This window comes from Halosolutus sp. YCN4 (assembly GCF_059736495.1).
Genome location: NZ_JCASSM010000001.1, coordinates 603387 through 619286 on the forward strand (window position 1 = coordinate 603387; position 15900 = coordinate 619286).

At 55.8% G+C, this 15900-nt stretch carries 13 protein-coding genes; 5 read left to right on the forward strand and 8 right to left on the reverse strand.

Features of this window, described 5'->3' with window-relative positions; all coding sequences use genetic code 11:
- The first annotated feature begins 59 nt into the window (after window positions 1-59).
- Together AC6I6X_RS03090 and AC6I6X_RS03095 are read left to right on the forward strand one after the other, a co-directional pair.
- On the forward strand, window positions 60-629 hold the full coding sequence (locus AC6I6X_RS03090) for a KwaA family protein (RefSeq protein WP_497929031.1): 570 nt from the start codon (window positions 60-62) through the stop codon (window positions 627-629).
- Window positions 629-1639, forward strand: a complete 1011-nt coding sequence (locus AC6I6X_RS03095; RefSeq protein ID WP_497929032.1) for a Kiwa anti-phage protein KwaB-like domain-containing protein — start codon at window positions 629-631, stop codon at window positions 1637-1639. Before AC6I6X_RS03090 ends, AC6I6X_RS03095 begins: the two co-directional genes overlap by 1 nt.
- Window positions 1640-1703: 64 nt before the next feature.
- On the opposite strand, the gene AC6I6X_RS03100 is transcribed toward AC6I6X_RS03095, so the two are convergent.
- The 8 genes from AC6I6X_RS03100 to AC6I6X_RS03135 form a co-directional block, all read right to left on the reverse strand.
- A complete protein-coding gene (locus tag AC6I6X_RS03100) occupies window positions 1704-2747 on the reverse strand; it encodes a hypothetical protein (protein WP_497929033.1) in 1044 nt (347 codons plus the stop codon).
- Between the two features lie 132 nt (window positions 2748-2879).
- Window positions 2880-4250 (reverse strand): hypothetical protein, encoded by a 1371-nt coding sequence (locus AC6I6X_RS03105; RefSeq protein ID WP_497929034.1) that lies wholly within the window; start codon window positions 4248-4250, stop codon window positions 2880-2882.
- Between the two features lie 57 nt (window positions 4251-4307).
- Window positions 4308-8150: a hypothetical protein gene (locus AC6I6X_RS03110; RefSeq protein ID WP_497929035.1), complete on the reverse strand. Its 3843-nt coding sequence runs from the start codon at window positions 8148-8150 to the stop codon at window positions 4308-4310.
- Window positions 8147-8728, reverse strand: coding sequence for a BREX protein BrxB domain-containing protein (locus AC6I6X_RS03115; RefSeq protein ID WP_497929036.1), 582 nt, complete (start codon window positions 8726-8728; stop codon window positions 8147-8149). Before AC6I6X_RS03115 ends, AC6I6X_RS03110 begins: the two co-directional genes overlap by 4 nt.
- Window positions 8725-12408: a DUF6079 family protein gene (locus tag AC6I6X_RS03120; protein WP_497929037.1), complete on the reverse strand. Its 3684-nt coding sequence runs from the start codon at window positions 12406-12408 to the stop codon at window positions 8725-8727. The genes AC6I6X_RS03115 and AC6I6X_RS03120 overlap by 4 nt, the downstream gene beginning before the upstream one ends.
- Window positions 12405-13247, reverse strand: a complete 843-nt coding sequence (locus AC6I6X_RS03125) for a hypothetical protein (protein ID WP_497929038.1) — start codon at window positions 13245-13247, stop codon at window positions 12405-12407. Before AC6I6X_RS03125 ends, AC6I6X_RS03120 begins: the two co-directional genes overlap by 4 nt.
- Before the next feature lie 156 nt (window positions 13248-13403).
- Window positions 13404-13778, reverse strand: a complete 375-nt coding sequence (locus tag AC6I6X_RS03130; protein ID WP_497929039.1) for a DUF7344 domain-containing protein — start codon at window positions 13776-13778, stop codon at window positions 13404-13406.
- 61 nt (window positions 13779-13839) lie between these two features.
- A complete protein-coding gene (locus AC6I6X_RS03135; protein ID WP_497929040.1) occupies window positions 13840-14136 on the reverse strand; it encodes a hypothetical protein in 297 nt (98 codons plus the stop codon).
- Window positions 14137-14316: 180 nt separating this feature from the next.
- Here AC6I6X_RS03135 and AC6I6X_RS03140 point away from each other — a divergent pair, with 180 nt between their 5' ends.
- From AC6I6X_RS03140 to AC6I6X_RS03150, 3 genes are all read left to right on the forward strand, one after another.
- Complete coding sequence (locus AC6I6X_RS03140) at window positions 14317-15045, forward strand: hypothetical protein (RefSeq protein ID WP_497929041.1); 729 nt, start codon at window positions 14317-14319, stop codon at window positions 15043-15045.
- A 132-nt stretch (window positions 15046-15177) separates the two neighbouring features.
- A complete protein-coding gene (locus AC6I6X_RS03145) occupies window positions 15178-15414 on the forward strand; it encodes an antitoxin VapB family protein (protein WP_497929640.1) in 237 nt (78 codons plus the stop codon).
- A 1-nt stretch (window position 15415) separates the two neighbouring features.
- Complete coding sequence (locus AC6I6X_RS03150) at window positions 15416-15805, forward strand: type II toxin-antitoxin system VapC family toxin (RefSeq protein ID WP_497929042.1); 390 nt, start codon at window positions 15416-15418, stop codon at window positions 15803-15805.
- Window positions 15806-15900 lie beyond the last annotated feature (95 nt).

Here is a 15900-nt window from a genome sequence, read left to right on the forward strand (position 1 = left end):
TAGTCTAACAGAGTGATACAAAAGTGATTTTGAGCAGGGGATAGAATCTTGCAAACCTAATGGGGCGCATTCCGAGTTGGGCCAAGGTAGTCCTCTTCTTGAGCTCCTATAGCCCGCTCTACATCATCATCGCACTTCGCGCCCACAACGCCGAGCTTTCTATTCTGGGACTCCAATTGGAACCAGTTGGTTTCGGGCCGGTCGAATTGTCCTACCTCTCCCTTGGCTCGCTACTCATCACAGTCGTTAGTGTGGCGTTCTTGGCCGTAATGATCCGGATGAACCGGACACGGCAGGGCCAGATGAGCGAGATCGAACACTATCGAAACCGGTCGGATATGTTCACGGAGTACCTGCTGGTCTATATCTTTCCCTTCATCGTGTTCGAGTTCTCGAATATGTTCGACGTGGCGGCGTTTCTAGTCCTATTCACAACCGTCGCAGCAATCGTAATCCGATCCAACCGTCTCTTCGTCAACCCCGTACTGATCGCCTTCCGGTATCGGGTCTACGAGGTCGAAACAGAGCACGACAGACGAATTCTCCTCACCAAAGAGCGGCTTGATGGTAATGAGATAACAATCAACACCGCAAGAATAAGTAGCGATGTCTATATCACTACAAGATAATGAGTACAGCGAGCGAAGACGACGCACGAGATCAGTTTGACGACCTGGTCGATTTTCTCCAACGGATCGAAGCGGTCGACACAAGTGAACTCGGGATCGATCTGCTGTTGGCTCGGCTTGACAAAGGAAGTGACGAGGAGTACGCCTACAACTTCGAGCGCATCTCGTTAGATCAAGAGATTCCCGAGGAACTGGAAGGACTGGTACGCGAGAAGGTCGAGAACAAGCAGTCCGCCCTCGAAAACGACAAGATCCGCTTTTCCGACTACAGCATAGAAAACCGTGATCGCGATCAGACGTTCGTCCAGTACGAACCCGCCGAAAACATCCCGCAGTTCGATAATTTTGAGCGCCTCCTCGAAGGACAACGATTCAGCCACACCACATATACTGAGCCACCGAAGCCGGAGTTTCAAGCGATCCGTATTCAAGACGGCGAGACGGGGGAGATGGCGATCGCCTTCTTGAATTATTCGCGAAGTCAAATCATGGGGCGGACGTCGTGGGCACGGATGAAGGTAGGGAGTGAAAAACATCGGAAGGTGGATGATTCTCTGATCTCCATCCCCGACCGCGTCGACGCCGTCTATTACGACGAGATGATGTACATCTTCGACCAATCGAGGTTCGAGAAAGTGTTTGACTATCTAGCCGAGTACGAGCGATGCGCTGACAACGTTATCGAGACCATCGAAGAGACAGATATTCCGTTCCACGACTTCGAGATGTTTAGCGAGGCGGTCTACGGCAACAACCGAGTCCTGCGGCTGATGTACAAAGTCCACGAACGCGGACTGTACGAGGACATGGATTCGACGGATGCGGCGTATATTCGTGAGAACTTCGATAGCGACGTGAAGTTCGAGGAGAACGGGGACGGAGAGATGGCCATCAAGATGGACGACAAACGAGACGTCTGGGCAGTTCTTCGATTCTTTAATGATGACCACCTCGACTCGCCTCTCACAGATGAACAGTACATTTCGCTATCCAAGCAGGATGCCGGGTGATTCAGTCAGAGTGGGGTGAGAACGCGTTGTCAGAACCGTTAGTGAACCCCAACGGTTCGAGACTCTACGCAGTTTCCTTCTGAAGTATTCTCCGGGCTTCTGACTCCAGCGCACCGAAATTCAGATCTTGATCTGATCGACAGGTAATTCGCACGCCGCTTCGACCACTACTCCGCATATCATCTTTAACTGCGACTGAATCGGCATAAATTCCGAGAGCTTCGGCGATCTCTCCAGCGTTCAGTGCCTCGGTATCGACATCGTACAGGTCGATATGGAACAACGTGCGTTTTGTTCGAATCGCGATACGACGCTTTCGGCCCTTATTGAAGGCGACGTAGTGTTTCTGACCCCATTCTGGCCCGTTCAGGAATTCGAGTTCCTGTAGTGCAGTCGTGACGTCTTCCAACAGGTCAGCAGTTTCCTCGTTGGAACGCTCGTTGAGGTGCCAACTCTGTCCGTCCTCCTTCCACGGCTCGTCAGAGGTGTCGGGACTCACATCGGTCACGGTGTGTTCTGGTGTCGGAATCGTCTGTTCTGCATCGAGATACAACCGGTCGTCGTCCTTGAGGAGTTGGAACTCGATAACGGAGATGTCAATCGACCTATCGCTGAGCCACCGGAGCACGATGTCCAGTCGCTCGCGGACGGACTCACCGACGAAGACGATTCGCTGATCCTGATTGAGCGTGTAGTCCTCGTTGCAGAACTCGTCGAGTACCTCGGTAAACGTAGTTTCTTCCTCGTAGAGCGTCTGTCCCCACGTCGTGGATTTGAACTTATTAAATTGGTCGCGAAGTTTGGAGTAATCCCAGTGTGAGGTGTACGCGGCATATTTGAGGCCCTGAAAATCGACTTTCGGTTTCAACGCGCCTCGTTTGAGTTCGATAGCAACCACATTGGCATCTCGGTCGATGGCGAGGAGATCGATCCCATCGCGGATCTGCTTCACAGAGACCTCCCGACCGATGAGCCGAAAGTCCTCCCCGAGGGTACTTTCTGGACTATTTATGATCCACTCTCGGAGATCGTCCTCACGAAATCCCTCATCTTTCAGGGAGACTGTTTCTAATGTGGAAACGTCTTCCTTATCCCCGACTCTGAGCATAGTGTCGAGATAGAATCACAGACGCACGATAATCTTTTACATTATGTCGAACTGAAGACGTATCGATAAGTGGCAGTCTTCATCGAGTATCCGTTTATGTCGTTCTAGAGAATTGTATCTCAGAAGAGCTAGCTATTCCGGATCGGTAGATTCCAGCAACTCGATGTCGTCCATCTCTGCTTGATCGGTGTACCCATACAGAAGACCCAAACTCCCGCCTGCAAGGCGTGTTGTCGCCGCTTCCATCCCTTCTCCCTGAACGTTCAACTGTGCCGCCTTTTCAGCACCCTCCATGATTGCTTCCGGATCAGCTTGGGTGACCCACTTGGCGTACTCTTCGGGAGCCATCGATTTTGCCATCTGGCTGGACATTCCGAGAATCGCCCCGACCGCTTTACCTTTCCCCTCGTCCTCATGAATCTCACCACCACGCGTCGCCATCGCGCTTGCGGTTGCCGCAAGCTGTTGGGGATCGATCTCGTCGAATATGGATGGCTGATCACTACTCTTGCGTGCGCCGATCGCGCTCGCAGCGAGTAACGTCCCGAACAGAGCGATATTCGTTCGGCTGACGTAGCTGATGACTGGTGCTGCTGCACCTGCTGTCTGAACGGCGAACTCGCCTACCTCCTCCGGGTCTGACTCTTTGATAGTCGTCTGTACCTCCTCGAGTCCCCTCTCCGCCTGTGTTCGGACTTTGTCGCTCTTCGATGCAACCTGTGTCCGGAGATCATCGGCACTCTGTGCGCTCGCGACTACGTCATTAATCGAGTGACTCTCGTCTTCGTACTCATCGATTAGCGATTTCAGATCTCTGACCAGATCGGCAGCATCGTCGGCTTCGCTGACGATCTCATCCGCCTCGTCACGAGCTGCTGGTGGAACCTTATCGAGGAGGTTCGCAATCGTCTTTTCGCTCGGTTCGTAGGTCTCGATCCCGTCGATTGTGTATCCCGCCTCATCAGAATCCACCGGTATTTCGCCGAAGGTGACGCCTGTTTCGGATGCAAGATACTCACCCAGTTCGTCGAAATCGTCCTGTTCGAGATTGTCGACAATAGGGATCTGCACAAATCCGAGTTCAGTCTCGAGGGCAATCTCCCACTTCGAAAACCTGGAGGCAATATCGGGTTTGATCCTGTCGACTTTCCTATAATTTGCTTCTTGGATTGTGCCGAGCGGGATCGATAGCGTCTGGTCGCCATCCGGGTTTCCGGCCACGCACAGCCAACGCTCATCGGTGACGACATGGAACACCTTGTAGCGTCGCGATCGGGACAAATTACTTGGGGAGATTGACCCGTACACTTCGGGTATCTTCTTCCGTCCACGGAAGATGAAGTGCGGCTGCTCGTAGCTTCGAAGATGAACAATAAGAGCACCGTCATTCAGCCGTGCATCCATTACTCCTCCCGTCTCCTTCCCAAGAAGATCGGAGGTTACGGAATGGTGTCTCGCATCGCGTATCTTTTTACGAAACTCTTCACCCTCGGAATTGGACATACCACACGATGTTATAGAACGTACATAAATATCATCGTGCTATGTAACGGCAGGATGTCAGTTGAGCGGCCCGATCATCATTACAGAGCCATCGGGTAGCTCGTCCATAGTTTCTCGAATCCGCTGCAACTGCTCGTCGACACCGCCAAGTAACTGTTCGGCCTCTTCGATCAGTTCACCCACGCGTTCCTCACTCGGCGGGCTGGTTCCCTCTACTGCATCGACGACCTCTTTGGTGAGATCGTGACCGGGATACTCGGATTGTAGTTCGCCGGCAAGCTCCTCAAGCCGCTCGTCGACCTCGAAGGGATTCTCCGCCTCATCAAGGAGATGCTCTGCCTCGTTGACGTTCGGCGGCTGCGACCGACTGAGCATCTCGTTCACCTTAGTTGTAGTCGGATGGTTCGGAAGCTCCTCCTCGAGTCGTCTCGACGCATCACGAAGTTGCGACCAGAGCGATGCCTCACCGCCGGATGCTTCGAGGAGTCGCCGTGCCCGCTCGTATCGCTTGGCCTGCTGGACGACCGTCGAATCGACGAGGTCTTCCTCCGAGAACGAACCGCCATCCCACGCCGTCTCGAAGAGTCCGAAGAGCACATCGATCGTCACTCCTTCGAATTCGACCGCTACCCGGTCAGCCGTCTCCTCAGTACTCCCGTCGTGCGCGTATAGCCACGTCACGAGACTGGAGACGACATTCGCCGGTTCCTGGTCGCTCGGTGTCTCGCCCGTTATGCGTTCGTACTGCTCACGAACGATGTTTCGTCTGTGAGCGTCGGCGTCGTCGATCATTGCTCGGAGACGGCCAGCATCAGGTACCTCCTCTCCGCCAATGACCGTCTGCATCTCGCCCGTGATGTCTGCACCGGGGTACAGCCGCTGCATCTCAGTCGTCCGCTGGCTGAACCGCTCCCAGAGGGCGTCACCGTCTTCACCCGGGCTGAACAGCCTTCTTGCCCGAGCAAAGCGCTCGGATTGCTGTTCGATCTCGTCAGATGCGAAATCGTCTGTGTCGAGCGACTCGCCACCGAGTGCGGGTTCGAGAGCTGCTTCGAGTTCGTCCAGCGAAGCGCCTTCGCCGAACTCTCTGCTGACTCCACGCAGGACACGTTTCACTAGCACGCTATTTTCGTCCGCCCACTCGGCCAACTCCGAGAGCCATGCGTCGGGATCGGTTCCGTCCGGCTCCTCGCCGATCAGTGTTTCGACAGTCTCACGAATCTGGTCGGGATCAATACCCTCCAGCGACTCGAAGCGAATCTGCACGTCGGTCAGGTTCGTCTTGTTCCTGACTGCTCGCCCGATTTCGTCTGGTTCGGTAATGTACTCGTCGTCCCGGCGCAGCGCGATTTCGTTGGCTGTTGCGAGCGTGATCAGTAGTGCCGAAATCGATTCCTGTGGCGTCCCGCGATATGTGCCTCCGCGCTGGACTGTCTGAGCGAGCAAATCCTCAGCACGAAGCGACTGGCTGGCCCCATACTCATCGAGGAACTTTTGACACCAGCCGTCAGCGAGCTCTGCCCGATCGGTGTCCACGCCGAGCGTGACGGCGTCCTCAGTCGAAAGCGGCCAGTCGTCGACGCCCCGGAAGAACCGTGCCATCTGCTTGGCGTCGTTGACTTCCGTGATCCCGTTGGTCAGGACAAAGCGCGTTCCACTGAACACGGACTGTACCTGCTCAGCCACCACTCGTTCAAACACATCATCGTACCGCCCTCTCGTTCCGCCCGTTCGGACGTAGACATTGGCTTCTTCGAGCTGGTCGCGAACCGTCGACTCGAGCGCCCGCTGTTCGTCGCGATGGTCGGACTCTAAGTCCGGATATGTTTCCGTTTCCTCTGAGAGGACTTCCTGCATTCCCATCACGCCACGCAGGCGTTCAACCGTCGATTCCGGAACGTCAACGGCGATGAGAACGTGTTCGCCACCGTCCCGTTCCTTGTTGGTCGACTGCCACGCTTCTACCTGATCGCTCACTGTGTCTGGTCGATCTGCGACCAGCCGAACACGAATAGAGTCGAACTCGGGCGTCGGGGCTCGTTCGATGGGATCGAGGACGGAGTAGCCGAATCGGAGCGGCACTCTGCGCTCTCCCTCGAGGTCAACCTCGTGTCGACTCCCTTCCGAAAGCAGGTGACCACTCCCCTCCTGAAGAGAACTCTCCAACTTGGCCGAGAGCCGATGCGACGAGATCTGCTGTGCGCGGGTTTTTGCCCGGGTCAGGATATCCTCCTGCTTTTCCGAGACCAGCAGATACTCCTCGTCACCACGGTCGTTCGTCTCTGTCAGCACCTTCCGATCCTCAAGGAGATCAAACAGCGCCGACTCCACGTCGTCCCGAACGGACTCGAACGACTCGTCAGTCGACTTGACCATCAACCGGGCGAGGTTCGCTGGCGTCGACGGCACTTCAGAACGAACCTGATTGAGGAGGTACAGCGCCTTCGCGACGCGGACAGAGAACGCATCCTCGTTGCCACTAGCCGAGGGGATGAGTTTGTTCTCGACCATTTCCTGCACCCACAGCGGGATATAGGTCGTCTCCTCAACGAGCAGATCGTACAGCTCGTCCCACGTGACGAGAGCACCGACTGGCTTCTCTCCCCATCCGAATCGGGTGAATAGTGACCGGACGAGGATGAGCAACGCCCGGCCCTGTACGTACTCCTCTTCAGTCACACGTCCTCGGGGCATTAACTGCTGAATCACCGTTCGTAAGAGCCCGAGATCGTATTCGCGGAAGGGGTACGACTCGACTGCGTCGGGATCGTCACCGGCAATGTCGGAGTATGTGTCGAGCGTCAGGTTGGGCATTACCTGGAGAGCAGACTCGACATCCTGTTCGCCATCGGTGTCCTTTTGCAGCCACCGTTTACGGACGATGATCTCGGTGTCCGCCCCCTCTAGCGGCTCTTGTGCTCCGTACCATGGCTGTTCTGTTACTTCCGTATCTTCGAACTCACCGTGAATACGTTCGATCGGGTACTGGCCAGTGCCAATTACGGGGGGATTTGGCCCAATTCCCAACTCAGTCAACGCCTCCATCGTCTCTTGGAACTCTCTGTAGCGATGTCGCCCATCCCCGATGAACAGCGCCACCTCGTCGAGCCCTATCAGCAATTCCGTCTCAGTCTCAGGGGAACTCAATGCCTCTTGAGCCGTCTCGATCCGATCGACCAGTTCGTCGGGATTGAACTCGTCTGGTTCGACATCATCGATGGCGTCGTCGATCGACTGTTTGACCTCCTCGCGGGATGCAAATGGGGAGTTATCGAGTGTCGGAACAACATCGTAGAGCCAACTTCGTAGCAAGGCCCGCTCGTCATACACCTCCTGAAACGTCTGTCCGTCGTGCTCGACATCCTGTAATTGCTCCCAACAGTCGTCGTGGTTCATATCGAGCTGCCACGCCCACTCCAGCAGCCAGTTCGGGTCAGTCGGATAGCCCAGCTCGCGACCGATGGCCTCGTAGATGAGGTACGGAAGCGGGGGCTCCTGCGACGCGTCACGGTTGAGGAGGTTCAGGAAAACGGGCTTCAACCGGTCGACGTGTGAGTTCGCGACGCTCTGGCGGAACGATTGGAAGCCCGGCCATCGACTCGCCAGTTCCTCGCCGAGGTCGACGAACTCTGACCCGGTATCGGCGGCAAACCCGATGAGTTTCAGGAGGTGCGTCTTTCCTGACCCGAACGTCGCGGAAATGTAGAGGAAGCGCGGTTCCTCGTGTGGGTACTTGTCGACGAGACTCCCCAGTGTGGTGAGCACGTCGCGAGCGCTATCTGTTTCGTAGAACTCGCGGACGTCGTTCTCCGCCTGCGCCCTGGAATTAACCTTCTGGACTTCCTCGAGTTCGCGGGTCGGTGACTGCTGGAAGATGTCGTGAATGTACGTATCGCTCATTGGAGATGCACCCCTTCAATCCGTCCCTCGATTTGGTGCGCAGGGTAGTAGTTGCGCGATTCCTCACCGAAGAAGCTCAATTTCCCACCGACGATGTCTCCGGGGAACGGGATGCCGATGGTGGACTGTACGTTACGGCGATCGAGTTCATCGAGAAGTTCTGAGGCACGCGTGAATGGATAGAGACTCCCGAGATGCGTGAGAAGGACGACGTGTCTCTGCTGACCAGGTGACTCGATCTCTTCGACCATCACTGCAACGAGTTCCTCTGCTAATCGGTCTTGCATGGTTTCGGTGATCGTCCCTGGTTCGCTGTTCTTTCCGAGATCGACTGCGAGCTCGAAGACATCGGTTTCGACGAACAGTTCGTCAAGTCGAAGCACTTGGACGGTTCCATCCTCCGGGAACCCCTCTGTTTGATTCGGATTTGTCGCCCACTCGGAGAGCCGATCGGCGACACGTCGCTCGTACTTGGGCTGTACGGGAACAATTACGAACGGGTTTCGGATACCGCGTCGACCGTCAGCGAACTGTGCGAGTCGCTCCGTGAAATCGTGGAAGGGACGCTTGCTGGTCATCGAACGATCACCCCCGTCTCAGTTTGCTCGATACTGAGGTCGTATCGCTCGACCAGTCGCTCCAGTTCTGCGTCCAGCGATTCTCTATCTGCCGGGAGAAGCCCGATCGCCGTGACGTCCGTGGGTGACTGTTCACCGACGAGCTCCTGTAACTCCTCGAACGTCTCGCGTAATGCGCCGACGTCGCTGCCGGCAACCACAGAGAGTTGCTCCCTGTCGAGAAGCGTGTTCGTGGCCCGGATGAAGTCGTCGGCGTCGGCGTTCGTCGTCCCACCCGTTACCGTGGAAACCGCTCCTGAGACATCATCGTACCACGACACAGCTCGGCGGAGCGGCATAATGTATTCGCTCTCGAAGGCCGGTCTGACATTCGATTCGAACTCACTCGCGGGCCGAATCCACGGATGCTCCTGTAACTCGTGGACGAACGCACCCACTTCGGTCGAGTCCTGGAACGAGTCCCACGCGTCCTCGATCGCGTCGTCGAGCGCCGGTGAGGTGTTTCGGACGTCGTTGAATCTGTCCCAGCCGTCATGTGTCCACCACTCGTCGTCGTACCCATCGATACTTTCACCGAGTGTCCTGCTTGCCGTCTCGCACTCGTCTGTCAGCCAGTTGAATGACTGCTGGACGAGAGTCTGTTGGGCGTCGAGTTGCGTGAGAGCGGGGAGTCGAAGGTTCCACACCTCTTTGGCGTCTTCGAACCAATCTTGGGTGTCGTTGGTCTTTTCGACGACTTTCTCCCAGTCAGTGTCTCGAGATTTAACTGCCTCTCTTCTATCAATAGCGTTCTGCTGTTCGGCTTCTAGAGTCTCTACGAACGATTCAAGGAGATCACGAACGACCTGCGTTTGGACGTCACTCTCCGAAACCAGTCTAACGTCTTCGACGAGGCTACCGAGTCGACCGGCGAGCGTGTCGTTCGCAGACTGAAGCCTGACGATTCCGTCAGGAATGGTTTCCGTCGAGTCGATGAATCCACCCTTCCGAAGAGTCCCTCGTACACCGCCGCTCCCTGCGATCTTGAGACGCGTTGTCGTTAGTTTGTTCAGGTCGATGACAGCGTCGAGTTCGAGAGAGTCTCCAGTTTCGTCGACGGGCAAGAAGTCTCCCTTCCGGCAGAGACCCCAGATGATCGCACACAGTGCGGGGCGGGCATTCTCGTAGATGGGCTTCTTTCCGACAATTCCGTCGAGGATAGTGGCCATCGCGAGGTTCCCGCCGCGATGCTTCAGTTGCTGACCGGTGAACGCACGGACGTTGTTTTGAATCGAGCCGCCGTGCGTCTCTGGATCTTCCGTGGCGACATCGATCTGCTGAGCCCACGCAGGTAGTGGGTCTTGTGCGGTGAGTCCCCGGAGTTCCTGTAAGTGGTCTTCCCCTACCTGTAGCATTACTGGATGGAAGTCGTCGGGGTAGTTGACGTCGAGATACTCCTCGACTGCTGAAACTAACCCGCCAATCTGATCGCCGCGATCCTTGACATCGAATGTTCCGCTCTTGAGGGCCTCGACGAGTTTACTTCTGACTCGAACTGCTCGGTCGGCAAGATCACGTTCTACAGACTGGGGGAGTGTATGGTCTCCGACGGCAGCTCTGAGCGACCACCATTCGATGAGGGTGTCGCGGAGGTCGTCGAGCCCGTCCTGGCCGATCGTCCATTCGAGCGGGTCTCCATCATAGTCAACGTCTGTCGCTGCGGGTGAAATCCCCTCGACGGCGACCTCGACATCGAGTGCATCCTCCGCATCGACCGTTGTATCGAGGCTGATCCCGTCGATGCTGAATTCGTAACGGACTGGGTATTGCTCGTCGGTATCGCCGTACTCCGCGGACGTCGGAAGTGAGAGGTCACGAAGGATGTCGTCCCACAGATACCCGTCAATAGCCTTGATGACGCCTTTCCAGTCCGGGTCGTTCACGTTCTGCTCGGACGCTTCGATTATCTCGCGCTCCTCTGGATGGGTGAACGCGTACTTCGGGCCAGTTTCGTCGTGCGTCGGGCGGATAAACTTCCGTAGCCGTTGGAGCGAGTCCTCGACGCGATTTTCCATTTGGAACTGGGTGGGGCCGTCGAGATCGCTCAAGACGGCGACAGCGAGGTTCCGCTCAGACATCGGAATGGTGTCGGGGATGTGTTGAAGGAGCAGTACTGCCTTCGCGACGTCCACGTCGATTTCCTCCAGTTCGCCAGCCTCGTGCCGCTCCTCGATCTCGTTGATAACCCCTACGTCTTGTGGGGTGATGTCGTCGAGTTCCGGTTCAATGAGATCATAAAAGTCGACGAGCGAAATGACGTCGGCCTCGTCGGTGGCTGCCATCCACTCCTCCAAGAGTCCGTGAACGAGAGCCAGAATCGCTCGTGCAGTACCCGAGAAGATCGACTTAGCCGGGTCGTGAGCTTCTTGCCGGAGATTCGAGAGGATCTCGAGGAACAGCGGCGGCTGATACGGGAGGAACGGGTAGAAGTCGATGAGCTGTTCGCGATCGATGTCGTCGAGCGGTGGCTCGGTGTTCTGTTCGATGCTTGAATAGACGAGGAGCGTCTCGGGCTCGTTGCTGGTTCGCTCAAAGACGCGTTTCGTATTTATCCGCCCGGTGTCCGTCTTTTTGAGCAATCGCTGTGTGGATATTTCGCCGACGTGCCGGCTCGGGAGGCCAAACCGATGCGGGAATCGATCCTTAACGATGCTAAAGTCGGCACCGCGGGCTGCAAACTGCGGTTGGACGTCTTCGATCTTGGCCTGTGCTGTCGCCACCAATTGGATGTCGCCATCGCCGATCTCGTCGACGCTCTCGGCGAGCGTCTGTAGCTCGGTGAGCCGGTCGAAGTCCGTGCCGATGAAGAGGCTGACCTCGTCGAGCAACAACACGAGTTTGACTGGCTGACCGAGTTCCTTTTCGCGGTCGCTCCGTATCTGTTCGAGCCGCTTGACCATCGCTTCGGGATCGAGGTCGGATGGCGTCAGGTCGTCGAGTCCGTCCGCTGTGCCGGTCTCCTGTTCGAAGAGTGCTGGTAGTACGACATCGGCGAGAGCCTTGTACTGTTGAACGTCCTGCCAGTCGTACTTTCCAGGATTGCCAACCGTCTTCTGTAGTGCTGATTGGATGTTCGTAGTTCGGTCGCTCCACGCGTCAGTCGTCCGGTACCAATCCTCGAAATACGCGACATTGAGTTGCGATGAGAGCCCCCCTTCGACGCCGGTAAGCCGTTCAGACGTATGAGCGCTCTGTAGGACGATCTCGCTGAAGCTCAGTTCCTTTTGACCCTGATGCTTCAGAAGATTCACCGAGATCGGGATGACCTCGTACTCCTCGTGGATCGACGACCACGTCGATTCGAGCGCCTCGAGCTCACGACCATCAGTAAGCTGTTCCCAGACAGCGTCTCGCTGTCGAAGCCACTCGCTGTCCATTAGGCCACGAAGCACGCTGAGGAGGTGGCTCTTTCCGCTGCCGTAGTAGCCGTATAGCCAGTAGTTCGCTCCCGACCGCATATCCTCAGAGCGCCCCAGTAGCCGCGAGAAGAAGTCGGATATGAAGTCCTCGGATTCCTCGGTTACGTGGTAGGTGTCGATCGATTCGAGCCGGTGATCGCGCCCATCGTCTTCTCGATCGATCCGCACCGACTCCTCGAAGTCGCTCCCGACGTCGGCAGCGAACCAGCTCTCGTCAGTCATAGCTCTCCCTCCCACGGTTCGGCCCAGTCGTACGTGTCGTCGACCGGTTGGAGTCTCACTTCACCGTGAATTCCGCTCGCTTCCCAATTCGGATGGTCGCTTAAACGTTCGGCCAAGGAGTCCCAGTACTGCTCCGGCTGGAAGAGGTAGAGCCAGCCGGTCGGCTGGGAGTGCCATTCATCGCCGTGGGTCTCCCACGAATAACCTGACGCAACGAGCAGCGGTGTTGTTCCGATATTGGGTATCTGTCCTTGTAGTGCCTGCTGTGTATCGAGAACGTCGATCTCTCGCATCACGGAGCGGAGTCCTTCTCCCCACCGACGCGTCGTCGATTCCGCGTAGTCAAACTCGCTTCCATCGTCGTAATGGAATTCGTCCAGAAGGCGTTCAACTGTGTCCTGCTCGAAGTCCAGCCCGTCGACGCCGGACTCCTGAAGCCGATTGACGTATCGGTGGACAGTATACTTCACGAGAGCATCGTCCTCCACTAAGTAGAAGTACAGTACCTGCGCCTTGTCGCGTTTCGTCTCGCATCGATCGAATACGGTAGGAAGTTGGACGATCGACGGGAGTTCGCTTCCAGCAGTCTTGAATCGCGAGCTGAGAGCGCGATAGATGCCCTTCGAACTACCGCGCGTACTACGCTCGTCAAACCGTTCTTCGAGCCACTGCTCTTCGACGACTGTCCAGTCCCGATGTCGGGCGTACAGCCGAGCGAGCGTCTCTGCCCGTTCCACGAGAAGCCCGCATCTAGTGAGCGCCATCGACACCTCTTCGCGAGAGAATGCCGAGTCAAGCGACGGTAGAGAAATCCCCCTCCCGTCAGTGCGGAGAGTCATACTAAATCCCGAACCATCCACACCACTTAGTTGATATGGATGGGATTGGGGAATTGAGGTGGCCGTAGAAAGTCTGAGGTGGAACGACAAACAGAGCCTCAAACACGTCGATGAGGAGCAGCACGCGAAAAAGCCGTACTATACTGCCGCCGAGGATTAGTCAATTTCATTTTTAAACGTTGTATGAGCCTGATACAGCAGATGCAGTTCGGGACGCACTATAGCTGTTTTCGCTCTCTCGTTGTACTCGATGACCCCCTCACAATCCTTACCATCAAGCTGAATGAGGTGGCTCTGAATTAGCGCTACGTAACATGCTGTACGGTCACCTCCACCGGTTGAGAGGTGATCTGCGATGTCTCGAACATCGACTTCTTGCCCGACATCGTATTGAGAGAGAAACTCGATGGTGCGTCGCCTACGAGTGTTTTTGAGGATGTCGTAGGCATAGTTAGGGTCAATCGTCACGCTAGACGAACGGTCGGTCGCTGGTGGCGATACTGTGTCTCGAATCGTTTTGAGCAGACGCATCAATTGCTTCTATACGCGTCTGCTCATGCGTCTAGTATAAGTGCTGAGACCAGCCCCGCTCTTACCAGTCGGACTCGACCATCGAGTCTGTCGCGCACACCGAACACACCGGTGCATCGACTGTGTCGACTTCACCATCATACCGAGGAGTTTGACCGCCAAGATGTGCCCAACCTTCTTGGGTTATATGTATGAATTCGTGTGCCATACCTGGCTGCACGACCATACTCAGCTCTTTCAAGTTTTTCAGCACGGTGCGATGTCTCTCGGTGTCATACTCTTCATCAAGACGCTCGTCGACGAGACGCTTGAGCTTATGATAGTCGACTGGATCGTAGTGGGCGACGATCTTGAGCATCACTAGTTCTGCCGGTTGAGGAGTCGAAGGCATAAACGCAGATTGTATCGATAGCGCATCTATACGATGGGTCTAAGCGTTAAACACAGATGGATTTCAATGTATAGAGTTGGTCTAAACATAGCGATCTATTGTTTTGTTCGAGTCTAGTTATACGGGAGGAGAGCAATACTCGATAGGATGTCCTCCGTAGTCGATATCCACCCAATACTACAGTTGGATCATACTGTCGAACGGAAAAACGAATCACAACAGCACTGGGCAATCAAAGCTGCAATCAGCGACAAACTTCATTCAGATCCTGCTTGCGTGGGGGCTATCGAGACCGAGAAGAAAACATCCGATTTGATTGGAGATATTCGCTGTCAACTTTCGGAGTCCCCTCCCGAAATGCCGCAGCAATTTGTCATCGAGATCGAGACTGCCGCGTCGGACAAGGATCGGCTGCGAGCTACTATTGACCATCTCCGATTTGGCTACGCCGTTTTCTGGATATTTACTGTGGATGCTCACAGAGGACGGCGGGAAACAGAGAATCTGTTGGACGAATTTATGACTTCGACGCCATCACTGGGAGTTGCTTCCCTTACCGACGGCGAACTTTCTTTAGGCAATCCAATTGTCTGGGATGAATTCTCTCCTCCAGACCCCTGGCTGGGGCAGCATGAATTGTATATTCCGACCTACAACCGATGGGTCGACTGCTTTGATCATGGCGACTTCGCGGTCGATGGTGACCGTGTGGCGGTCTTTCGCCAGCCGGGCAGCGGAGAACTGTATATGAGTCGGTATCTTGAAAACGGTCAGCAGACGCTTCCCGGATCTGCCCCCTGGAAAAAAGAACAATTCCAAGAGAGTATTCGAGAGGGCAAGACTGAACGGGTATCCCCGGTACGAGGCCCTCCATAAATCGCATCTCCTGCTTCATTGAGCGTTGTGTCTCAATTACTCAAAGAATTCCGGGTGAGTGAGGCGAACCTGCCTCCTCGGACGGTAGCGGGGCAACATTTGAGTCGGTGGGCTGCATACACCTGTATGCAGATGTCTAAAAGTATCAGGCTCTCCGAGGAGGCCTACGAGCGGTTGGAGGCCCACAAGAAGGAGGAAGAGACGTTCACTGACGTGGTTCTCCGACTCGCCGGCGAGCGCTCCCTCCTCGAACTAGCCGGGATCTTCACCGACGAGGAGACCGCGGCCCTAGAAGAGGCGATCGAGGAGCGACGAGAACGGCGCCGCGGCGAGTTAGAAGACGTCGCCGACGATATGCAGGGTGCATAGAGTGTTGCTGGACACGTCTTTTCTCATCGACCTGATGAACGGCGACGAAGACGCCATTGAGAAGGCTCGTGAGCTGGAGGCAAACCTCATCCAGCAGCGGCTGTCCTCAATGACGCTGTTCGAGCTCTACTACGGCATAGAGCGGTCGAATCAGTCCAAAGCGGAGCGAGAGAAGGTCGAGAACGTTCTCTCCTCGAAGCCAGTCCATCCAGCCGACACAGCAGTTATGCGGAAGGCCGGGCGACTGTCAGGGAAACTCGTGAACGAGGGCAACACCGTCGACGATGGTGACGTCATTATTGGTGCGACTGCCGATGTCGTCGATGAACCCGTGCTCACTCGGAACGTCGACGACTTCGACCGCCTCGGCGTCGACGTCGAAACCTACTAACTCTCAAAACTACTGAACTGCTCGTAACGTGACGGCCATCTTTCCCGCTCGAACCGCGAAAGAACGTCGAAACCACCGTCGCTCACCTGGTGGAC